The sequence below is a fragment of the Clostridium sp. JS66 genome (genome assembly GCF_033561535.1).
GTDB classification, from domain to species: domain Bacteria; phylum Bacillota; class Clostridia; order Clostridiales; family Clostridiaceae; genus Clostridium_AM; species Clostridium_AM carboxidivorans.
This window is the reverse complement of sequence record NZ_CP131467.1, coordinates 5,548,321-5,571,824: the sequence shown is the minus strand read 5'-3', so window position 1 is coordinate 5,571,824 and position 23,504 is coordinate 5,548,321. Positions and strand designations below refer to the sequence as shown.

Genomic DNA, 23,504 nt, shown 5'->3' with positions numbered 1-23,504 from the left:
TTTTAAGGGGGTAGTTTAGTGAAAAAAGTTATAACTCTATTTACTATGATATCTATATTTATAGTTGCAGGAAGCTTAGTGCATGCTAAAACTAACTACACGGTAAATAGAATAGATGGAGCAACTAGGTATGAAACTTCAATGAATATAACTAATAACTATAATAGCGATAAGCTAGAAAGTGTTATTATTGCAAGCGGAGATGATTTTCCAGATGCATTAGTTGGTTGTATGCTTTCGAAAAATGTAGATGCACCTATTTTACTAATAAGTAAAGACAATAGTTCCAATGAAGGTACTATTAACTTTATAAAAAGTAAGTTAAAAATTGATGGAAGTATCTATATATTAGGTGGAGAAGCATCAGTAAGTGCAAAATTTGAAAATTATCTCAATTCAATAGGTTATGACAATATTAAAAGATTAGGTGGGATTGATAGGTTTGATACAAATCGTATAATTGTGAATTTCTTAAATATAAAAAAGAATACACCAGTAGTTATTGTCAATGGCTTTGGATTTTCAGATGCTTTAAGTGTGTCTAGTATTGCTGCATCAAAAGGTTACCCAATTATAATGAGTGATTCATCAAAATTATCTGAGCAAGCAAGGGAAATGTTGAAAGATATAGAGCCATCTAAAGCATTTATTATTGGTGGCGAAGGTTCTATAAATAACAATGTGTTTAACCAATTAAAAGAAGTTGTTACATCCTTAAATGATAATAATATAATAAGAATAGCTGGAATGAATAGATATGAAACATCCTTAGATGTGTGTAGATATTTTAATTTATCTTCAGATACCGCAGTTATTGCCAGTGGAGAAAATTTTCCTGATGCTTTATCTGGCAGTGCTTTAGCAGCAAAGAAAAATGCTCCTATAATATTAACAGATGGGGTTAATATATCATCTCAAAAACAATACTTAGATCAATGTAATTATAGCAAATTAATTTTACTTGGTGGTACAGGAAGTATAAGTAACGATGTTGAATATACTTTGGAAAATAAGGTTGTTATTTCTGATGATTCCATCAAAAACTTGTTGTTTACTGGAGATGAAGCTTTTAAAAATATGTTAAAGATTAATGTGGATGGCAGTTCGTATATTAACATATCAGGAATAAGCTACGCTAAGATAACAGAGGATTTTAGCAAATACAGTTCTATATATGAATATTTGAATAAAAATTATGGATTAAACAATTATTATACAGATGATTTTATAAAGTATATGGTGAGTTTTGTATTCACTAATGTAAATGGTAAATGTTATATGAGATATGGCAATCTAGAACCTAGACTTATCGTACAAGATTCTCAAATCGCATATAAAAAGTATGATGGTAATAAAGTATATGTTTCTTTAAAAGGATATTATTTTGGCAAGCAGGATGTATCCTATTCAAATGCTATCTTAAGCTTTAAAGGTAATAAATGGCTAATAGATAAATTTGATAACTGGGGAGTAGAATAATAATATATAGAGAAGAAAAAAATCAGTTTTCTGAATAATACCTTTGCAATGTGTCCATAATATCTTGTAGGAGGGATATTATGGATTTTATTAATAATAATAGAAAAAAGATAAGGACTATTTTACTTGTAATTTTAACTATTTCAATTTTTAGTTTGAGCTATTATTTGTGTATAAATAAGTTGAAAAGTACAAACTTAAAGGAAGACAAATATAAAGTACAAAATGAAGGTAAGGATATAGATAAAACTATGACCGTAGACTCTAATATGAACACTTCACTTTCGCCAAATGCAAAGGTAATATTCGAGAAAAAGTATATTAAAAGTGGTGAAGTTATAACTGAAAAAGAAGAGAGTGCTGGTAATTTAGCAGGTAAGAAAAAAAGTGAATTAAATCAAGTGTACAAAGGACAAGGATATAGTTTAGAAAGTATGAAATCTTCAGAAGTAGTGTTTGTGAAAGAATTTGATAGATATGCTCCAAATAAGTATGTAGTTGGTATAAAAGATGGATTTATTGCTATATATAAAACTGATAAAGATGGAAATATGTTTATAGAAGATGAAAAAAGAGATGTAACAGACATAAAAACTGATAGATTAAAAAAAGCAGACATAGAACTTTTAACAAAAGGGGATAAGTATTTCCAGTGTAATACAAGGGAAGATGCAGAGGCACGCCTTGAAGACTATGAGTAATAGTCTTTAAGGCGTTTTCTAGTGGATAATATTCTTTGTTTCTTGAATTAAATTAAGTATAATGGTAAAGTAATATATGTTAAGTTTACACTAAAGTTTTGATTTAAAATTTAAGAAATTGGAGGACGTCTTTGATGTATGAGTATATACGGGGAACCTATGCAGGAATGAATAAAGATTACATAGTAGTTGAAAATAATGGCATTGGCTATAAAATATATACTTCAGGAAGTACTCTGGCTAAAATTCCTAAAATAAATGAAGAAACAATGCTTTATCTTCAGCAAATAGTTAGGGAAGATTTTATAGGTCTTTATGGTTTTTTGACAAAAGAAGAATTGAGTATGTTTAATTTGCTTTTGTCTATAAATGGTGTAGGTGCAAAGGCTGCATTATCACTTTTATCTATAAGCAGCGTTAATAATTTAAAGTATGCAATTTTATCTGGCGATGAAAAACTTATTACTAGAGCACCAGGTATAGGAAAGAAAATGTCGCAAAGAATTATACTTGAGCTTAAGGATAAAGTGAAACCAGAAGATGTTGATATGGCACAAGGAGATATTATTGAAATAGATGAAACTGCAGGGAATAGTTCAGAAGCATTGGAAGCACTTGTAGCATTAGGATATTCTGAAAAAGAAGCCAACAAAGCTATTAATACTATAGACAAAAAGGATTCTGTAGAGAATATAATAAGAAATGCATTAAAATTTTTAATGGGTTAGGAAGGTGATAATTTTATGAATGAAGAAGATAGAATTGTTACACCTTTAAATATAGTTGGAGACACAGAAAATGAATATAGTTTAAGGCCCAAAAGAATTAATGAATATATTGGACAAAAAAAAGTAAAAGAAAAATTAAAAATTTTTATAGAAGCGGCAAAGAAAAGAAAAGAAGCTTTAGACCATGTATTGTTATATGGTCCTCCAGGATTAGGTAAAACCACGTTGGCTAACATAATAGCAACGGAAATGGGAGGCAACTTAAAGGTCACATCGGGTCCTGCTATAGAAAGAGCTGGTGATTTAGCTGCAATACTTACAAGTCTCAATGATTATGATGTGTTATTTATAGATGAAATTCACAGATTAAGTAGAAATGTAGAAGAAATACTTTATCCAGCAATGGAAGACTATGCTTTGGATATAGTGATAGGAAAAGGTGCTGCTGCTAAGTCTATTAGATTGGATTTGCCTAAATTTACTTTGATAGGAGCTACTACTAGGGTTGGTCTTTTGACTTCTCCTCTAAGAGATAGATTTGGGGTAATGTGTCCAATGGAGTTTTATGAGAATGATGAATTAAAAGAAATTATAGTAAGATCTGCCCAAATACTTGGTGTGAAAATAGAAGAAAATGCAGCACTGGAAATAGGAAGTAGATCAAGAGGAACTCCTAGAATAGCTAACAGACTTTTAAAAAGAGTTAGGGACTACTCAGATGTTAAAGGAAATGGACTAGTAGATTTGGAAGTTACTAAAGCTGCCTTAGAACTTTTAGATGTAGATGAAGAAGGCTTTGATAGTATAGATAATAAAATATTAACAGCCATAATAGATAATTTTAAAGGTGGTCCAGTAGGTTTAGAAACTTTGGCGTATTTTATAGGAGAAGAGCTTGATACTATTCAAGATGTTTATGAGCCTTATCTTCTTCAAAAGGGATTTATAATAAGAACACCTAGGGGAAGAGTTGCATCAGATAGCGCATATAAGCATTTGAATAGAAGTAAAAAATGGAGTAAACCAGTACAACAGCAGTCAATATTTAAGGATAGAACATAAGAAATGGAGAGTAGATATTTTGAAGGTTACAGATTTTGATTTTTATTTACCAGAAGAGTTAATAGCACAATGCCCATTGGAAAAAAGAGATGAAGCAAGATTGATGTTATTAGATAAAAATACTGGTGAAATAGAACATAAAATATTTAAGGATATAATTGATTATTTGGAATCAGGAGATTGTTTAGTATTAAATGATACCAGAGTACTTCCTGCAAGACTTATTGGAAGTAAAGAGAATACAGGAGGAAAAATAGAGTTTTTGCTACTTAAGAGAATAGACAAGGATAAGTGGGAAACTCTTGTTAAGCCAGGAAAAAGAGCACAGGTTGGAACACGATTTGTATTTGGTGATGGAGAATTAAAGGCAGAAGTAGTTAGTGTTGAAGAAGATGGAAACAGAATTGTAAAATTTGAGTATGAAGGAATATTTGAAGAAGTATTAGACAAACTAGGACAGATGCCTCTTCCTCCTTATATAAAAGAAAAGCTTGAAGACAAGGAAATGTATCAGACTGTTTATTCAAAAGAACAAGGTTCAGCAGCTGCACCTACAGCAGGATTGCATTTTACAGAGGAGCTATTAAAGAAAATAGAAGAAAAAGGCGTAAATATAGCATTTTTAACCTTACATGTAGGACTGGGAACTTTTAGACCAGTTAAAGTTGAAAATATACAAGATCATAATATGCATTCAGAATATTACACTATGTCAAAGGAAACTGCGGATATAATAAATAAAACAAAGAAAAGCGGAAAAAAAGTAATTGCAGTAGGAACTACTTCTTGTAGAACTTTAGAAACTATAGGAAATGACAAAGGAGAAGTAAGGGAACAGTCAGGTTGGACAGATATATTTATATATCCAGGATATAAGTATAAAGTGGTAGATAAGCTTATAACTAATTTCCATCTTCCAGAATCCACATTAATAATGTTAGTAAGTGCTTTGGCTGGAAGAGAAAAAATAATGAATGCTTACAACACAGCAGTAAAAGAACGATATAGATTTTTTAGCTTCGGAGATGCAATGTTTATAAAATAAAGGAGTGTTTTAATGTACAAATTACTTAAAAAGAGTGGAAAGGCTAGAAGAGGTGAGTTTACAACTCCTCATGGTGTAATACAAACACCTGTATTTATGAATGTAGGTACTTTAGCTGCCATAAAGGGCGGCGTATCTAGTATGGATTTAAAGGAAATAGGATGTCAGGTAGAACTTTCAAATACATATCATCTTCATTTAAGACCTAGTGATGAAGTGGTAAAAAAAATGGGTGGATTACATAAATTCATGAATTGGGATAGACCTATTTTAACTGATTCAGGTGGATTCCAGGTTTTCTCTTTAGCAAAAATGAGAAAAATAAAAGAAGAAGGAGTTTATTTTAATTCTCATATAGATGGAAGAAAGATATTCATGGGACCAGAAGAAAGTATGAGAATTCAAAGTAATTTAGCATCTACTATAGCTATGGCTTTTGATGAATGTATACACAATCCTTCACCAAGAGATTATGTAGAGCAATCTGTAGCTAGAACCACAAGATGGTTGCAAAGGTGTAAGGATGAAATGGATAGATTAAATTCCATTCCTGATACAATAAATAATAAACAAATGCTCTTTGGTATAAATCAAGGAGGAATTTTTGAAGATATAAGAATTGAACATGCTAAAACTATAAGCAAAATGAATTTGGATGGTTATGCCATTGGAGGTTTAGCAGTAGGAGAATCTCATGAGGAAATGTACAGGGTAATAGATGCAGTAGTTCCACATTTGCCAGAAGATAAGCCTATTTACCTTATGGGAGTTGGAATACCAAGCAATATATTAGAAGCTGTAGATAGAGGAGTAGACTTTTTTGATTGTGTCCTTCCTGCTAGAAATGGAAGACACGGACATGTATTTACTAAAGAAGGAAAAATAAATTTATTTAATGCAAAATATGAGTTGGATTCTAAGCCAATAGATGAAGGTTGTCAATGTCCAGCTTGTAAGAACTATTCAAGAGCTTATATAAGACATTTGTTTAAAGCTAAGGAAATATTAGCAATGAGACTTTGTGTACTCCATAATCTTTATTTCTACAATAATATGATGCAAGAAATAAGGGACGCTATTGATGGTGATTATTTTGCAGAATACAAAAGTGAAAAACTTAAACAGTGGAATGGAAGAGCCTAAATTTAGTTAAGAATTAGTAATTAAGAATTAATAGTTGAAAATTGAATGAAAATATAACTATTAATTATTAATTTTTAACTTTTAATTAATAAAATTGAGGGAGGTGATTTTCATGAAAACTTTAATACAATATTCTCCACTTATATTTATGCTTGTAGTAGTTTATTTAGTTATATTACTACCTGAAACCAAAAGAAAAAAACAATATAGAGGTATGCTGGATAGCTTAAGAGTTAATGATGAAGTCATGACTAAAGGCGGTATAGTGGGCAAAATAATAAATATGCAGGATAGGTTTGTAATTATTCAAACAGGACCAGACAAAGTGAGAATAAAGCTTGATAAGACTGGAGTGCTAAATTTATTATCTTCAATTGAAGAGTACAAAAGTAAGGATGATAAAAAGGAAGAAAAAAGCACAGATAACCAATAAGGATGTTTAAATTTTAATCATAAAACACCTTCTTTCTACATAGATACTATTAGGTAGGAGGTGTTTTAAGTTGGAAAAAGAAAAGAATACAAGCTATATTGTAGCCGCAGAAGGCGTATTAAGAGGATTTATTATAACAGTGGTGCTGCTTCTTATATTTGCAGTTATAATGACCTTTACAGAAATAAGCGAAACAGTTAGTTCTACATTTTATTTACTTACTACACTTTTAAGTATAATTTATGGTACCATTTATGCAGTAAGAAAGACAAACAGTAGAGGATTTCTAGTAGGAATCATGGTAACTTTATTGTACTTAATGGTAATATATGTAGTTTCTGTTATATCAGGAAATTCTGCTGTAATAGGTTATAATAGAATCGCTAGATTTTTACTAGCTCTGGCAGTAGGAGCAGCATCTGGAATAGTTGCAAGAAATCTTTAATCCACTAATAACTTTATTTTATTTATTGTTTATGTTATAATCAAACGGAAAAGTTTATGAATGGAGGAATTTAAATGAAACATATAAGAACTGTAAACAAATCAAATATAAAAGACAGCTTAAAAAAGCCAGGATGCAAAGAATGCGCTAACTCATGCCAATCTGCATGTAAGACTTCTTGCACAGTTGCTAATTTAGCTTGTGAAAATTAACATAAATTTAGGCAGTAACGTTATGTTACTGCTTTAAATTTACATGGAGATTTTAATCAAGTATAACTTAATTTGGTTAGTGGTTTAAAACTATCTGTATTTTAGGTGAACTTATCTAATACATGATATTTATTGGTTATCCTCAGGAAGATCAGTACTGTGAATGTTATTTATTGGATAAAGTTTAATTTTTTGATATTTATTTTAGGAGGAATAGAAGTTGGCAGATATTCACAAGTTTGTCCAGGGGGGAGAACATTATGTAATAGATGTAAACTCTGGAACAGTACATATAGTAGACAAATTAGTTTATGACATTTTAGATGATAAAAAGTTAGAAGAAAAACAAATTGTTATAAATAGATTGAAGAATGATTATAAGCAAGAAGAAGTAGAAGAAGCTTATGATGAGATAAAAGAACTTATAGAACAAGAAGTATTATATTCTAAGGATTTATACGAAGACATAGCATTAAATTCTAATAAGGCTCCATCTTACATAAAAGCCTTATGTTTAAATGTAGCTCATGACTGCAATTTAAGATGTAAATATTGTTTTGCAGATGAAGGAGATTACAAAGGATGCAGAGAGTTGATGTCTGCTGAAATTGCTAAAAAAGCTATTGATTTTGTTATTAAGAAATCAGGTCCAAGAAAAAACATAGAAGTAGATTGGTTTGGTGGAGAACCACTTATGGCATTTAATGTTATAAAAGAAGTTATGGAATATACAAAAGAGCAGGAAAAGATTCATAATAAAAATATAAGATTTACCATGACTACTAATGCTACATTATTAAATGATGAAATAATGAACTACTTGGATAAGAACATGGGAAATATTATTTTGAGCATAGATGGAAGAAAAGAAGTAAATGATAAAGTCAGAGTAAGAGTGGATGGAACTGGCTCTTTTGACAGCATATTGCCCAAAATAAAAAAGATGGTTGAGATAAGAGACAAGTCAAAACAGTATTATGCAAGAGGAACATTTACAAGATGGAACACAGACTTTTTTGAAGATATAAAGTTTATGGCAGATCAGGGGTTTGATGAAATATCAATAGAACCTGTAGTACTTCCAGAAGATCATCCGCTTTCCCTTAGAGAAGAAGATTTACCTACAATATTTGAACAATACGATAAATTATATTTTGAAATGCTTAAACGCCATAAAGAAGGGAAAGACTTTAGATTTTATCATTTTAATATAGATTTACAAGGCGGTCCTTGTGTATACAAAAGGATATCAGGTTGTGGAGCAGGACATGAATATGTAGCTATAACTCCAGAAGGAGATATATATCCTTGTCATCAATTTATTGGAAATGAAGATTTCAAGTTAGGAAATTTATCAAGTGACGAAGAATTAAATACGGATATAGTAGACAAATTTAGAAATGCTCATATATACACTAAGCCTGAATGTAAAAAATGTTGGGCTAGATTTTATTGCAGTGGTGGATGTCAAGCTAATAATTACAATTTTAATGGGGATATGCATACACCATATTCATTAGGATGTCAGATGCAAAAAAAGAGAATTGAATGTGCTATAGCATTGAAAACAAAGATGATGGAATAGTTTTTTAAAAGTTTACATTTATAAATATTGACGGTATATTTTTTAAGTAATATAATGGCTAATGTAAATAGATGTAAATTATGAAAGTTAATTATTAACAAAGGAGGATAAAAATGAAAAATAAAGCAAAAAGCACTGTGCTGTTTGTTATATGTTTGCTTCTTATAGGTTTTTTTGCTTACTCAGGAGTATATGGAGTCACAGTTGGAGATTATAGGCTTAAATCATTTGGTGAAGTTATAAATAGAGGTCTTGACCTTCAAGGTGGAGTTTCAGTACTAGAAGAAATTCAAGCTAGCAAAGTTGATCAGGATACCTTTGATAAAACTGTAGAACTTTTATCTATGAGAGTTAACAAAATGGGAGTTAGTGAAACAACCGTTGCTAGAGAAGGACAGAAAAGAATAAGAATAGAAGTACCAGGAAAGTATGATGCCAAGTCCGTAATAGATGGTATAGCTAAAACTGGTGAACTTAAATTTGTAGGTCCAGACAAGCAAACTATACTTACAGGTAAGGATGTTAAGAATGCTGTGTCTACTATAAGTTCACAAAGTCAAAAACCAGTAGTTGATCTTGAACTTAATGCTTCAGGAACTAAAAAATTTGCAGATGCTACTCAAAAGTTTTTAGGTCAGAAAATAACAATTTATTTAGATGATCAGGTACTTACAGATCCAACTGTTAATTCTGTGATAACTAATGGTAAATCAGAAATTGAAGGAGCTAGAAGCTTGGATGAAGCTAAGAGACAGGCTAATTTAATTAACTCTGGTGCACTACCTGTTACTGTTAAAGCAGTTGAATCTAAGGTAGTAGGAGCATCTCTTGGAGCTAATTCTCTTCCTTTGAGTATATTAGCTGGTAAAGTTGGTATAGGATTAGTAATATTATTTATGATTTTATATTACAGAGTTCCAGGATTTATTGCCGGCCTAGCACTAGTGGTATATATATACTTATTACTTTTGGCTTTTGCTACTGTAGGTGTAACCTTGACGTTATCAGGTATAGCAGGTTTCTTGCTCACAGTAGGTATGGCGGTAGATGCCAATGTGCTCATATTTGAAAGAACCAAGGAAGAGTTAAAAGGTGGAAAATCAATAAAAGCAGCCATAGATGCTGGTTTTCATAGAGCTATGACTTCAGTAATAGACTCTCATGTAACTACTATTGTTGCAGGAATAGTTCTTTATGGGTTAGGATCTGGTACGGTAAAAGGATTTGCTTTAACACTAGTTATAGGTGTTGCCTTAAGTTTATTTACAGCAACTACTGTAACAAGAACCTTAATGAAACTTGCAACAGGCATGGGATGGTTTTATCATAAATGGACCATAGGAACCTTTGGAGTACATGACTTCAGAAGGGGGGCAAAACAGCATGCTTAAAATCATAGAAAAGACTAAAATATGGTTTGCCATATCTTCCATTATAATACTTATAGGACTTTTTACAGCTGCTACTAAAGGCTTAGAATTTGGATTGGATTTCAAAGGTGGTACTGTTCTTGAAATAAATATAGGAAAAACTTTTGATAAAGCTGATGTAGATAGCATAGTAAAAAAATATGATTCAGAGTTTCAATCTAATAAGGTTAACAATACTTCTGTTGAAATAAAAAGTGCTAAGTTAAATAATGAAAATATAGCTGAAATTGTTAAAGCTGTTAAAGCTAAATATAAGGACAGCAGTGTTACAAATCAAGAAAATATAGGTGCTTCAATAGGCACAGAAACTAGAATGAAGGCTTATCAGGCCATTGCTTTATCAGTAGTAGCAATGCTTGTATATGTAGGCTTTAGATTTGAATTTACATTTGGATTAGCGGCAATTCTTTCGCTGGTTCATGATGTTTTAATTATGTTTGCATTTTATGCTGTATTTAGAATACCTATAGATTCAATGTTTGTTGCTGCTATGTTAACAGTTATAGGTTATTCTATAAATGATACTATAGTTGTTTTTGATAGAATAAGAGAAAACCATAAATACATGAGAGGGTCAAGTGTTGTAGAACTTAGTAATGCTAGTATAACACAAACATTAGCAAGATCTATAAATACAGTACTTACAGTTTTAATAACATTAACAGCTATTTATGTATTTGTACCTGGTATAAGAAACTTCTCAAAACCACTTTTAGTAGGTATTACATCAGGATGTTATTCATCAATATTTATAGCTACTCCATTCTGGGTAATATTAAAAAAGCATGTGGGTAAAAATAGAAATTCAGCTGCCAAAAAATTAAACACAGCAAAATAAAGAAATTTCTTTAAAATATTAGTTTGTTATGATAAAATAAAAAATCTAGAGTATATGTAACTCTAGATTTTTTTATTGTTAATAATCTCTTTATAAAGTATTTGTAAAATACGACAATATCAATTATAATATATATGCTTTCGATAAATTTGGAGGATTTTATTATGGAGATACAAGAAAGAAATATGCAGCATTCTAGAGTTTCAGATGCTCAAGATCCTTTTTTATTAAAGGGTATGAAAGAAGCATTAAAAAGAATTATAAAGGCAGTAAATGAAAGAGAAAAAATAGTTATTTATGGCTACTATGACTTAGATGGTATAACAGCTGTTTCTTTGTTGTTGCTAGTTTTAAAGTATTTAAATGCAGATGTGGAATATGTTGTTCCTGAGGATATGGATGAAGATTTTGGCATAGATTCTGATATTATAAAAAATCATGTAAAATTTTTAGGAGCAAAGCTTATTATTACAGTAGGATGTGGAGTGAATTCTGTTTCACAGGTTGAACTTTGTAAGAGCTTGGGAATAGATGTAATAATAACTGATTATCATAAATGTTCCAAAGTACTTCCTGAAACTCTTATTATAAATCCAAATCAAGAAGGTTGTAAATATACTTTCAAAGATTTAACAGCAGTAGGAATAGCATTTAAATTAGCACAATCTATATCCATGTATTATCAAATGAAGTGTATAAGCAAATATTTAGATTTAGTTATGATAGGTATAATTTCGAGAAATATAAGTTTAACTGGTGAAAATAAAATCATGGTTAGTCAAGGAATGTATCATTTAAATTATACCAATAATTATGGGCTTAAAGCTTTAATTAAAATCCATAATATTGTAAATATAAATAAAGAAAGCATATGTAAGTTAGCGTATAATATTGTACCAGTATCAAAGAGTAGAAGAAATGTAGATAATGCAAGAATAGCAGTAGAATTGTTTACTACTTCTAGTATGGATAGAGCTGAACAGATAGCAAAGTATTTAAAAAATGAAACTAAAGGAAATGAGTTGTGCATTTCTTGAAATGTATTTAAAATTTTTGATATATGTCAATAATTAATAAATAATATGAAAATTACAAATTAAGGTATATAATATAATTGTATTTATTATTAAGGGGGAGAATATAGGTGGACTTAAAGGAAAAGGTAAGAGTAATAGATGGTTTCCCAAAGGAAGGAATAAGTTTTAAAGATGTAACTACTTTATTGCAGGATAAAGATGCATTTAAATACACTGTGGATAAAATTGTAGAGTATTTAAAGGACAAGAAAATTGATATTGTAGTTGGTCCTGAAGCTAGAGGTTTTCTATTTGGAGCACCAGTAGCATACGCCTTAGGAGCGGGATTTGTACCTGTTAGAAAAAAAGGAAAGCTTCCATATGAAACTATTAGTGTAAATTATGATTTAGAATATGGCAGTGACGAATTAGAAATACATAAAGATAGTATAAAGAAAAATCAAAGAATTGCCATAGTAGATGACTTATTAGCTACAGGAGGAACTATTGGTTCTGTTGCTAGATTGGTAGAACAACTGGGTGGAGAAGTTGTAACTGTAGATTTTGTCATGGAATTAACTGATTTAAATGGAAGAGAAAAGTTGAAAAAATACGATATAATGTCTTTAATTAAATACAATGTTTAAATAAATTGCAACTTTCTACAGTATATAATATAATATTAATAAAAAATAATGGCTGGTTTTTGACCAGCCATTGATTTTAGAGGAGTAGGAGTAGTAGCATGCTAAAAAAATTAATAGAAAAAATAGATAAGAATTGCATTAACGTAGATAAAAAGATGGTGGAAAAAGCGTATAATTTAGCTTATGAGGCACATAAGGAACAAAAAAGAGAATCCGGAGAACCGTATATAATGCACCCTGTAGAAGTAGCATGCATATTAGCTGAAATGGGTATGGATACTAGTACTATAACGGCAGGACTACTCCACGATGTAATAGAAGATACGGAATATACTTATGAAGACATTTGTAGTGAATTTAGTGTGGAAGTTGCAAATTTAGTTGATGGTGTAACTAAACTTGGAAAAATACAATATAAAACGAAAGAAGAACAGCAAGCAGATAATGTTAGAAAGATGCTTCTTGCCATGGCAAAGGATATAAGGGTTATACTTATAAAATTAGCAGATAGAATGCATAATATGAGAACTTTAAAGTATATGCCTGTAGAGAAGCAAAAGGAAAAAGCTAAGGAAACTTTTGATATATATGCTCCACTTGCTCATAGATTAGGTATGTCAAAAATAAAATGGGAGCTGGAAGACTTAGCATTTAGATATATAAATCCAAATGAATATTATTTCATAGTTAGGAAAATTTCAGAAAAAAGAGAAGAAAGAGAAGAATATATAGGTGAGGTAATACAGCAGCTTGAAAACAATTTAGATAGAGCTGGAATATCATCAGATATAGATGGAAGGCCAAAGCATTTCTATAGTATATATAGAAAAATGGTTAATAAAAATAAGACTATAGATCAAATTTTTGATTTAACAGCAGTTAGAATACTTGTAGAAACTGTAAAGGACTGTTATGCCGCTTTAGGAATAGTACATACTATATATAAGCCTATACCAGGCAGATTTAAGGATTATATTGCTATGCCTAAGCCCAATATGTATCAATCCCTTCATTCTACAGTCATAGGACCTCAGGGAAAACCATTTGAAATACAAATTAGAACCTTTGCAATGCATAAAACTGCTGAATATGGTATAGCTGCTCATTGGAAGTATAAAGAAGGAGTAGAAACAGCAGATGATATAGATAAAAAACTTACATGGCTTAGAGAAATATTGGAATGGCAGAGAGAAACCTCAGATGCAGAGGAATTTATGGAAGGCTTTAAAATAGACTTGTTTTCTGATGAGGTATTTGTATTTACTCCAAAAGGTACTGTAATAAATTTACCTTATGAAGCTACTCCTATAGATTTTGCATATAAAATTCATACAGACATAGGAAACAGATGTACAGGTGCAAAGGTAAGTGGAAAAATGGTTCCTCTTGATTATCATTTGAAAACGGGAGAAATTGTTGAAATATTAGCATCAACTACACCTAAAGGCCCAAGTATAGATTGGCTCAGCATTGTTAAAAGTAATCAAGCTAAGAGTAAAATAAGAGCTTGGTTCAAAAAGGCAAAGAGAGAAGAGAATATAGTAAAAGGTAAAGAGTTACTTGAAAAGGAAACTAAGAAACAAGGGTATAACTTTGGAGAATTTGCCAAAGGTGAAATATTAGAAACTACACTTAAAAGATATAATATGAATTCCATAGATGATTTGTATGCAGCAGTAGGAGTTGGAGCTGTTACTCAATCTAATGTGGTTTTAAAATTAAAAGAACTCTACTTAAAAAATGCTAAACATGAAGTGGATGATTGGAAGGCTGTAGAGGAACAATTAAATAAAAATAATAAGCAGAATAGACCAAAGAAGGATCAGCCAGGTATAATAGTAAAAGGTGAAAGTAACTTACTTGTAAGGTTTGCAAAATGCTGTAATCCAGTTCCGGGTGATGAGATAGTGGGATATATAACTAAGGGAAGAGGCGTTTCAATTCACAGAAAAGACTGTAAAAATGTAGACTTTTTATTAAAAAATGAAGATAATAAGTTAGTAGAAGTAAGCTGGGGAAGGCCTAAGGGGGCTGAGTATATAGCTGAAATTGAAATTAGTGCAGAGGATAGAGAAGGAATATTAGCAGAAGCTATGGAAATTATAAGTAACAGTAACACTTATTTATATGCTGTAAATGCAAAACCGCCTAAAAATGGAATTGCCACTATAAATATAAAATTAAAAATATCCAGCGTAGATGATTTAAAGCTTGTTATGAAAAAGATAAAGAGAATAAGAAACATTATTGATGTTTATAGAACTAAAAATTAATTTTATAACGCTTAAGGAGTGATTTTAATGCGTGCTGTAGTACAGAGGGTTAAGTATTCCAGAGTAGAAATAAATGGGGAAGTAGTTGGAGAAATAAATAAAGGTTTAAATGTTTTACTTGGAATATCAAGGGAAGATACAGAAGAACATATAACTTATCTAAAAGACAAAATTTTAAATTTGAGAATATTTGAAGATGAAAATGGGAAATTGAATAAGTCTCTTATAGATGTAGGAGGAGAATTATTAATAGTATCACAATTTACTTTATATGGGGATTGCAGAAAAGGCCGAAGACCAAGCTTTATAGAAGCATTAGGTGGAGATGAGGCAGAAAAAATGTATGAAGAATTTGTGAGACAGTGTAGAGAAACTATACCTAAGGTAGAGACAGGAAGATTTGGTGCGGATATGTTAGTAACCATAGAAAATGATGGGCCGGTTACACTAATGATAGATAGTAATAAAACTTTTTAATTGTAAAGAAGGAGGTTATATCAATGTCAATAAAAATAAAAAGGATTCCTGCAGGAATATATGCTGCTAACTGTTATATAGTAATAGATCAAGAAACTAAAGATTGTATTGTAATGGATCCAGGTGGGGATGAAGAAGATTTAATAAAAATAATAAAAGGAGAAAATGTTCAGGTCAAATATATATTACTTACTCATGGACATTTAGATCATACAGGGGCTGCAGTTAGTTTGAAGAAGGAATTTAAGGCACCTATATGTATCAACAATGAAGACTATAAAATGATAAGTAAGGGTGCATCAATGTATGGCGATATTGATAATAATGTAGATCAATTCATAAAGGAAGGGGATATTTTCAAAGTAGGAAGTATGGAGATAAAATGTATTCATACCCCAGGACATACACCAGGATCCCTTTGCTTTCTGATGGGAGACTCAATATTTACGGGAGATACATTATTTGCAGGTTCTATAGGAAGAACAGACTTAGAGGCAGGAGATTTTAATGCAATAGTAAAAAATATTAAAGAAAAACTTATGATATTGGATGATGAAATTGAAGTGTTGCCGGGACATGGACCAGAAAGCACCATAGGAAGAGAAAAAGTGCACAATCCATTTTTATAGAGGTCACTTAATGGAGAATTTTTAATTCTCCATTTTTAAAGAGGAGAATATGTAATAATGAAAGTTAAAGTAAAGTTGAATAATATGGATTACAGATATGATGTATATCATATGATCAGTATGTTTTATAAATTTTCAGATATAGATTTTGTAGAAGATGAGTGGGATATTTCCATAGAAGTTCAACAAAATAGTATTAATATTTTACAGGAAGATGAACTAGAAACATTTAAATTTTCAAATGGAGAAACTGTAAAATCAGAAATTAAAAAGGCAATTTTTAAATATTTACATAAAAAAACTGGAAAAGAACTGCCTTGGGGAACTTTAATAGGTATAAGACCAAGTAAAATAGCTTTAGAACTCATAAACCAAGGAAAAGATGATGAATATATAATTAATTATTTTAGTGAACATTCTCTTGTAAAGAGGAATAAAGCAGAACTTTGTATCAATATATCAAGATCAGAAAAAAGTTTGGTTAACAAGGATAAAAGCACAATTAGTGTATATGTTGGTATGCCATTTTGTCCGACAAGGTGTCTTTATTGTTCATTTACTTCCAATCCTATCAAAGGATGTAATAAAGTAGTAGAACCATATTTGCAAAGCTTATATTATGAAATAGAAAAGACAGCTGAATATATAAGAGCAAAAGGACTTAAAATTCAATGTGTATATTTTGGAGGAGGAACTCCTACTTCAATTAACGATGAACAATTTGAAAAAATTATGGAACATATATATAATAGTTTTGTACGTGAAAATAATATAGAGGAATTTACAGTAGAATGTGGGAGACCGGATAGTATAACTTCAAGTAAATTAAATACTATGAAAAAGTACAATGTGCACAGAATCAGTATAAATCCTCAAACTATGAATGATGATACTTTAAAGCTTATAGGCAGGAAACATACTGTTCAAGATGTAATAGATAAGTTTAAAATGGCAAGAGAGTTTGGTTTCAATCATATAAATATGGATATTATAGTAGGGCTTCCTGGTGAAGAGTTAAAGCATGTGAAGAAAACTTGTAAAGAAATATTAAAACTTTCACCTGATAGTGTAACTGTACATGGTATGTCTGTAAAAAGAGCTTCTAAGCTCCATGAAAATATAGTTAATAATAAAGAATTTTCTCTGCCAGGGCAGGGGGAGTTAAATTTAATGTATGAGGAAACAGTAAATTTAGCTAAAGATCTGAATATTAAACCATATTATATGTATAGGCAGAAGAACATGGTTGGTAATATGGAGAATGTAGGATATGCCAAGCCTTCGAAAGAAGGATTATATAACATTCAAATTATTGAAGAGGTTCAAACTATTATTGCTTGCGGAGCAGATGCAGCCACTAAGGTTGTATTTTTGGATGAAAATAGAATAGAAAGACATGCAAATGTTAAGGATGTAAGAGAATACATAAATAGAACAGAGGAAATGGTTGAAAAGAAAACTAAACTTTTAAATACACGATATAAATAAGTTTAAATAAAGGGAGGTATTAGAATGAATATACAAGCACCAAAGGGTACTAAGGATATGTTACCAAAGGATGCTTATAAATGGCATTACGTTGAAAATAAATTTAGAGAGCTTTCAGAGCAGTATGGAATAAAAGAAATAAGAACTCCTATGTTTGAGCATACAGAGCTATTTACAAGAGGAGTAGGTGAAACTACTGATGTTGTTCAAAAAGAAATGTATACATTTGAAGATAAAGGTGGAAGAAGTGTTACTTTAAAGCCTGAAGGAACAGCACCATCAGTAAGAGCATTTATTGAAAGTAGCCTTTACAATGAAGCACAGCCAACAAAGCTTTATTACTTTGTTCCTGCTTTTAGATATGAAAATGTCCAAAAGGGTAGATTAAGACAATTCCATCAATATGGAATAGAGATATTTGGTTCACAGGAAGCTTCAATAGATGCTGAAGGTATAAGTGTAGCAATGAGAGCATTAGACGAGTTAGGACTTAAAAATTTAAGCTTAAATATAAATAGTTTAGGATGTCCAGATTGCAGAAAGAAATTTAATGATGCATTAAAAAGCTTTTTAAAAGAAAATTATGATGATCTATGCCCTACTTGTAAATCAAGATTTGAAAGAAATCCAATGAGAATACTTGACTGTAAGGAAGAAAAGTGCAAAAAGATAACTAAAAATGCACCAACTATATTAGATTACATATGTGATGATTGTAAAAATCATTTTGAAGAATTGCAAAAATATCTAGATGCCATTGGAATTAAGTATATAATAGATCCTTACATAGTAAGAGGATTGGATTATTATACAAAGACTGTTTTTGAAATAATATATAAGGATTTAACAGTATGTGGTGGTGGAAGATATGATAAGCTCATTGAAGAGTTAGGTGGACCAGATATGCCTGCCTTTGGATTTGCTATGGGCTTAGAAAGACTTATTATGACCTTGGAATCAGAAGAAATAGAAATACCTAGATCTGACTATATAGATTTATATGTAGGTGCCATGGGCGATGATGCCAAAATAGAAGCTTTTAAAATAGTAAATGATTTAAGAGCAAAAGGATTAAAATGTGATTCTGATCATATGAACAGAAGTGTAAAAGCTTCTATGAAGTATGCAAATAAAACAGGTGCTAGATTTACAGTTGTGATAGGAGAAAATGAATTACAAGCTGGTACAGCAAAATTGAAGAGAATGGAAGATGGTCAGCAGTTTGAAGTCGATTTAAAAAATTTAGATAGTATTGTTAAAGTAGTAAAATAACTTAATTTTTAAATAACCAAATACAAGAAATACTGGAGGAGAAGAAATGGGAGAAGCATTAAGAGGACTTAAAAGAACCATTATGTGTGGTGAATTAAGAGAAACTCATGTAGGTAACAAATATACTGTTATGGGATGGGTTCAAAGAAGAAGAAATTTAGGTGGACTTGAATTTGTTGATTTAAGAGATAGATCAGGAATACTTCAAGTGGTTTTTGGAGAAGAAATAAATAAGGAAGCTTTTGAAAAGGCAAATACTGTTAGATCAGAGTATTGTATAGCTGTAACAGGAACTTTAGTTAAAAGAGAAGCTGCTAACAAAGATCTTCCTACAGGTATGGTGGAACTAAAGGGAGAAAGCATTAAGATTTTATCAGAATCAGAAACACCACCTATATATATAAAAGAAAACTTAGATGCAGCTGAAAATATAAGATTAAAATACAGATATCTTGACCTTAGAAGACCTGATATGCAGAAAATATTTATGATAAGACATAAAGCAGCTAAAGTAGTTAGAGACTTCTTAGATCAAAATGGATTCCTTGAAATGGAAACACCAATACTAGGAAAAAGTACACCAGAAGGAGCTAGAGATTATCTTGTTCCAAGTAGAAATTTTCCAGGAAAGTTTTATGCATTACCTCAATCCCCACAACTTTTTAAACAACTTTTAATGGTTTCAGGTTATGATAGATACTTCCAAATAGCAAAATGTTTCAGAGATGAAGATTTAAGAGCAAACAGACAGCCAGAATTCACTCAAATAGATATGGAACTATCTTTTGTAGAAGAAGATGATGTTATGGAACTAAATGAAAGATTAGTTCAAAAGGTATTTAAAGAAATTGCAGGAGTTGACGTTAAACTTCCAATAGAAAGAATGCCTTATAAAATAGCTATGGAAAAATACGGAAGTGACAAGCCAGACTTAAGATTTGGTATGGAAATAAATGATATAAGTGAAACTGTAAAAGATATAGACTTTAAAGTATTCCAGGATGCACTAGCAAATGGTGGATCAGTAAGAGCTATAAAAGCCCCAAATTGTGCTGCTATGGGAAGAAAACAAATTGATAAGTTGGTTGACTTTGTAAAAACTTATGGAGCTAAGGGATTAGTTTGGGTAGCATATAAAGAAGATGGAATAAAGTCTTCTATAGCTAAGTTTATGAATGAAGAACAGACTAAGGCTGTACTTGATAAAATACAAGCTAAAGTTGGTGATTTAGTACTTGTAGTAGCAGATAAAAATAGCGTTGTATTCCAGAGCTTAGGAGCTTTAAGACTTCATATGGCAAAGGAAACAGGAATACTAGAAAATAACAATGAGTATAGATTTGTTTGGGTAACTGAGTTCCCATTATTCTCATACAATGAAGAAGAACAAAGATTCCAGGCAGAGCATCATCCATTTACAGCACCTATGGATGAGGACATTCAGTACTTGGAAAGTGATCCAGGAAGAGTTAGAGCTAAGGCTTATGACATTGTACTAAATGGAGAAGAATTAGGTGGAGGAAGCATAAGAATACATGATATAAAATTACAGGAAAAGATGCTTAAGGTTTTAGGATTTACAGAAGAACGTGCTTGGAATAGTTTTGGATTCTTACTTGAAGCATTTAAATTTGGTGCACCACCACATGGAGGACTTGCATATGGCTTTGACAGAATGATTATGTTCCTTGCAGGTACAGAAAATATAAAAGATGTAATTGCATTCCCTAAAAATCAAAATGCATTTTGTCCTTTAACAGAAGCTCCAAATGTAGTAGAGGAAACTCAAATAAAGGAACTTGGCATAAATATAAATAATTAAAAAATAATCAAAGTTTGAAGAAACATGGCAATATTTTCAAGATATTGCAGCATAAATTTTATAAAAATGGATAATTATTTTAAGATAATAGTATTTCAAAATAATTTTCATAAATTATTTTTCATAAAATTCATTGTAAAACAGGAAATTAAAATATATATGGCTATAAAATTAGGGTATTAGACCTATATTTTATAGCTTTTTTTAATATTAAAAATGAAATTTATGCTTTATTAAATTTCACAAATATGAGATTTTAGATAGATTGTTTTCTTATTTTGACTTAACTAAGAGGTTGAATGACAAAGTATGAAAAATATAACTTTATTGGTTAAAAAACTATGAATTTTCAGTTAATTTTATAGTTGCAAAAAAGAGTAAGTTATAATATTATATAATATAGGACAACTTACATATAAGTGAACTTAATAACATTTTTGGATATTATTCGCTATATATGTTAAAAATTTAATTTAAATATCTATTGGAGGGGTTTATTATGTTTTAGTAATATTAATAATATTAAAAAAATAAAAAAAAATGCTTTAGTAAAAATATTTTATTGAAAGCGTTTTCGGGAGGCAAAAACATGAGTGAAACGACTTTACAAGAGCAGAGACAGATTCAAGACGGTAATTTAGGATATAAACAGGAATTAAAAAGGGTATTGACATTTAAAGACATTCTTATATTTGGAATAGTATTTCTTAATCCAATAGCACCTTTTGCACTTTATGGAGTAATAAACCATAAAACTGGTGGCCACATGGCACTGGCGTATTTAATAGGAATGATTGCTATGATATTTACTGCGTACAGCTATGGTAAAATGGCTGGGGCTTTTCCCGTGGCGGGATCAAGTTATACGTATGTTGAAAGAGTTATAAATCCGAAGATAGGATCTATAACTGGATGGATGATGTTTTTAGATTATGTATTGTTACCACTTCAGATAAATATAGTTGCTGCTATTTATGCTAATGCATTAATACCTAGCATTCCTAATTGGATTTGGGTTATTGTATTTTCAGTGTTTATAGCTGTAGTTAATTATTTAGGGATTCAAGCAACTGCTAAAGTTGATACAATTGTTGCAATCTTCAGTTTTGCATGTCTTATAACTTTTGTGGCTTTTGCTGTGCATGCTGTAAATGGTGGGGCTGGAACAGGAACTCTATTTTATAGCAAGGCCATATACAATTCTAGTACGGCTACTTTTAGCTGCATAGTTTCAGGTGTAGGTACAGCTGCATTATCATTTTTAGGATTTGATGCTGTAACTACTTTAGCGGAAGAATCAGTAAACCCTTCTAAGGATATAGGAAGAGCGGCTATAATGACTTGTCTAATAGGCGGAGCTTTATTTATACTACAAGCTTATATAGGAGCTTTAGTATGGCCTGATTATACTACTTATCCTAATGTGGATTCAGCGTTTATTTTTATTATAGGAAAGGTTGGAGGACAGTTACTTGTTGTATTTTGCTCAGTGGCATTTATAGTAGCATTAATAGCTGGTGGAGTAGCCGCACAAGCAGGAGCAGCAAGATTACTTTATGGTATGGGAAGGGATAATGTTATACCTAAAAAGATATTTGCTCATCTTGATCCTAAACATAAAACACCAATTTATAATATTATAATAATGAGTATTATAAGTATAGTAGGAGCTTGGATTTTAAGCTTGGAAACAGCTTCTGATTTAGTATGTTTCGGAGCATTTATAGGATTCATGCTTGTAAACTTATCTGTATTGATTCATTTCTATATTAAAAAAAGAGAGAGAACAGGTATAAAATTTATATCTAATTTAGTATTTCCTATGCTAGGATTTGCAATCTGCTTTTATATATGGATAAATATGTCTAAAGTTTCCAAGATAGTAGGTTTTACTTGGATGGCTATTGGTATAATTTATGTCATGGTTAAAAGCAGTTCATCCAAAAATGAATTACAAGATACTTAATGTAAAAAAAAGTTTGAAAATTAGCTTATTTATAAAGTTCATGATGTATTAAAGATGAATTTATAAATAAGCTATTTAAATATGTATCATGTAATTTTACAATTTGGTATTAGCTAATCTAAGAATTAGCAGATAGTTTATTTTTTAAAAACTTTATAGATTCATTTATTTCTTCACGAGGAAGATTATTTTCATTTAAATCTTTATCACCCTTAAGAAGAAGAGCTTCATAAAAATTAAGACCTTTCTCTATTATGTTCTTATCAAAATTATTGTTTTCTAAAATATCATAAAACACATCTTCAGCTTTATCATAGCTGTTTATTTTAAGGTAATAATCCATAATCTTATTTTGTATGGAAATAGGTATTTTATATGAAGATACTTTTTCTATAATAGGTTCTATATCAGAAAAATAATTTTGCAAATCGCAATCATCGTTTTTATTTACATAAGCTTCTAAAAATAGATTCAAGGATTTTAAATTCATATAAAAGGCTTCATCAAGGTTATTTTCATCCTCAAAAATGAGAGCTTCTTCTTCTAAAAGCTTTGCCATCATGATACATTTATCTGCATTAATAGTACCATCTGTTTTTATCATATCCAACAAATTTTCATCAGAAAATGAATTGAAAAATTTTGAGCTAAGCCTGAATATTTCTTTAAAAGTATCATCAATTGTAGTTAAGGCTTCCTGGTTTTTGCCTTCTTTTCTTAATTCTAATATTTTATCCATAAATTCTTTAAATTTTGCTACTAATTCTGATGTTAAATTTCTTTTTAGCATTTTTATACCCCCATTAAGTGAAT

General features: G+C 30.4%; 22 protein-coding genes. 21 read left to right on the top strand and 1 reads right to left on the bottom strand.

The window, feature by feature from the left end; genetic code table 11:
• Nucleotides 1–18: 18 nt before the first annotated feature.
• The 21 genes from Q6H37_RS25900 (at nucleotide 19) to Q6H37_RS25800 (ending at nucleotide 22,691) form a co-directional block, all read left to right on the top strand.
• Complete coding sequence (locus Q6H37_RS25900) at nucleotides 19–1,479, top strand: cell wall-binding repeat-containing protein (RefSeq protein WP_412523889.1); 1,461 nt, start codon at nucleotides 19–21, stop codon at nucleotides 1,477–1,479.
• 80 nt (nucleotides 1,480–1,559) lie between these two features.
• Nucleotides 1,560–2,180 carry a hypothetical protein gene (locus Q6H37_RS25895; protein WP_318737745.1) on the top strand — a complete coding sequence of 207 codons (621 nt, stop codon included), beginning with the start codon at nucleotides 1,560–1,562 and terminating at the stop codon, nucleotides 2,178–2,180.
• 134 nt (nucleotides 2,181–2,314) lie between these two features.
• The gene (ruvA, locus tag Q6H37_RS25890; RefSeq protein WP_318737743.1) at nucleotides 2,315–2,908 is read left to right on the top strand and encodes a Holliday junction branch migration protein RuvA; all 594 of its coding nucleotides are present in this window, start codon (nucleotides 2,315–2,317) and stop codon (nucleotides 2,906–2,908) included.
• 15 nt (nucleotides 2,909–2,923) lie between these two features.
• Nucleotides 2,924–3,970, top strand: coding sequence for a Holliday junction branch migration DNA helicase RuvB (gene ruvB / locus Q6H37_RS25885; protein ID WP_318737741.1), 1,047 nt, complete (start codon nucleotides 2,924–2,926; stop codon nucleotides 3,968–3,970).
• A gap of 19 nt (nucleotides 3,971–3,989) precedes the next feature.
• Nucleotides 3,990–5,015, top strand: a complete 1,026-nt coding sequence (gene queA / locus Q6H37_RS25880; protein ID WP_318737739.1) for a tRNA preQ1(34) S-adenosylmethionine ribosyltransferase-isomerase QueA — start codon at nucleotides 3,990–3,992, stop codon at nucleotides 5,013–5,015.
• 12 nt (nucleotides 5,016–5,027) lie between these two features.
• On the top strand, nucleotides 5,028–6,158 hold the full coding sequence (tgt, locus tag Q6H37_RS25875; RefSeq protein ID WP_318737738.1) for a tRNA guanosine(34) transglycosylase Tgt: 1,131 nt from the start codon (nucleotides 5,028–5,030) through the stop codon (nucleotides 6,156–6,158).
• A 112-nt stretch (nucleotides 6,159–6,270) separates the two neighbouring features.
• The gene (gene yajC / locus Q6H37_RS25870; RefSeq protein ID WP_318737736.1) at nucleotides 6,271–6,591 is read left to right on the top strand and encodes a preprotein translocase subunit YajC; all 321 of its coding nucleotides are present in this window, start codon (nucleotides 6,271–6,273) and stop codon (nucleotides 6,589–6,591) included.
• A 70-nt stretch (nucleotides 6,592–6,661) separates the two neighbouring features.
• Nucleotides 6,662–7,036: a TIGR04086 family membrane protein gene (locus tag Q6H37_RS25865; RefSeq protein WP_318737734.1), complete on the top strand. Its 375-nt coding sequence runs from the start codon at nucleotides 6,662–6,664 to the stop codon at nucleotides 7,034–7,036.
• 74 nt (nucleotides 7,037–7,110) lie between these two features.
• Entirely contained in the window at nucleotides 7,111–7,248 is a 138-nt protein-coding gene (scfA, locus tag Q6H37_RS25860; RefSeq protein WP_007062455.1) for a six-cysteine ranthipeptide SCIFF, read from the top strand.
• Between the two features lie 220 nt (nucleotides 7,249–7,468).
• Nucleotides 7,469–8,833 (top strand): thioether cross-link-forming SCIFF peptide maturase, encoded by a 1,365-nt coding sequence (scfB, locus tag Q6H37_RS25855; protein ID WP_318737730.1) that lies wholly within the window; start codon nucleotides 7,469–7,471, stop codon nucleotides 8,831–8,833.
• Between the two features lie 113 nt (nucleotides 8,834–8,946).
• A complete protein-coding gene (gene secD, locus Q6H37_RS25850) occupies nucleotides 8,947–10,224 on the top strand; it encodes a protein translocase subunit SecD (RefSeq protein ID WP_318737729.1) in 1,278 nt (425 codons plus the stop codon).
• Nucleotides 10,217–11,101, top strand: a complete 885-nt coding sequence (secF, locus tag Q6H37_RS25845) for a protein translocase subunit SecF (RefSeq protein WP_318737727.1) — start codon at nucleotides 10,217–10,219, stop codon at nucleotides 11,099–11,101. The genes secD and secF overlap by 8 nt, the downstream gene beginning before the upstream one ends.
• 164 nt (nucleotides 11,102–11,265) lie before the next feature.
• A complete protein-coding gene (locus Q6H37_RS25840; protein ID WP_318737725.1) occupies nucleotides 11,266–12,138 on the top strand; it encodes a DHH family phosphoesterase in 873 nt (290 codons plus the stop codon).
• Nucleotides 12,139–12,245: 107 nt separating this feature from the next.
• Nucleotides 12,246–12,764: an adenine phosphoribosyltransferase gene (locus Q6H37_RS25835; RefSeq protein WP_318737723.1), complete on the top strand. Its 519-nt coding sequence runs from the start codon at nucleotides 12,246–12,248 to the stop codon at nucleotides 12,762–12,764.
• A 98-nt stretch (nucleotides 12,765–12,862) separates the two neighbouring features.
• Nucleotides 12,863–15,037, top strand: a complete 2,175-nt coding sequence (locus tag Q6H37_RS25830) for a bifunctional (p)ppGpp synthetase/guanosine-3',5'-bis(diphosphate) 3'-pyrophosphohydrolase (protein ID WP_318737721.1) — start codon at nucleotides 12,863–12,865, stop codon at nucleotides 15,035–15,037.
• Between the two features lie 27 nt (nucleotides 15,038–15,064).
• Nucleotides 15,065–15,514 carry a D-aminoacyl-tRNA deacylase gene (dtd, locus tag Q6H37_RS25825; RefSeq protein WP_318737719.1) on the top strand — a complete coding sequence of 150 codons (450 nt, stop codon included), beginning with the start codon at nucleotides 15,065–15,067 and terminating at the stop codon, nucleotides 15,512–15,514.
• Nucleotides 15,515–15,537: 23 nt separating this feature from the next.
• Nucleotides 15,538–16,143, top strand: coding sequence for an MBL fold metallo-hydrolase (locus Q6H37_RS25820; protein WP_318737717.1), 606 nt, complete (start codon nucleotides 15,538–15,540; stop codon nucleotides 16,141–16,143).
• Between the two features lie 57 nt (nucleotides 16,144–16,200).
• Nucleotides 16,201–17,631: a coproporphyrinogen III oxidase gene (locus tag Q6H37_RS25815; protein WP_318737715.1), complete on the top strand. Its 1,431-nt coding sequence runs from the start codon at nucleotides 16,201–16,203 to the stop codon at nucleotides 17,629–17,631.
• 24 nt (nucleotides 17,632–17,655) lie between these two features.
• Nucleotides 17,656–18,903 (top strand): histidine--tRNA ligase, encoded by a 1,248-nt coding sequence (gene hisS / locus Q6H37_RS25810; RefSeq protein ID WP_318737713.1) that lies wholly within the window; start codon nucleotides 17,656–17,658, stop codon nucleotides 18,901–18,903.
• A gap of 46 nt (nucleotides 18,904–18,949) precedes the next feature.
• Nucleotides 18,950–20,725, top strand: coding sequence for an aspartate--tRNA ligase (gene aspS / locus Q6H37_RS25805; protein WP_318737711.1), 1,776 nt, complete (start codon nucleotides 18,950–18,952; stop codon nucleotides 20,723–20,725).
• Between the two features lie 589 nt (nucleotides 20,726–21,314).
• Entirely contained in the window at nucleotides 21,315–22,691 is a 1,377-nt protein-coding gene (locus Q6H37_RS25800; RefSeq protein ID WP_318737709.1) for an APC family permease, read from the top strand.
• Nucleotides 22,692–22,809: 118 nt separating this feature from the next.
• On the opposite strand, the gene Q6H37_RS25795 is transcribed toward Q6H37_RS25800, so the two are convergent.
• Nucleotides 22,810–23,481 carry a DUF6483 family protein gene (locus Q6H37_RS25795; RefSeq protein WP_318737707.1) on the bottom strand — a complete coding sequence of 224 codons (672 nt, stop codon included), beginning with the start codon at nucleotides 23,479–23,481 and terminating at the stop codon, nucleotides 22,810–22,812.
• Nucleotides 23,482–23,504 lie beyond the last annotated feature (23 nt).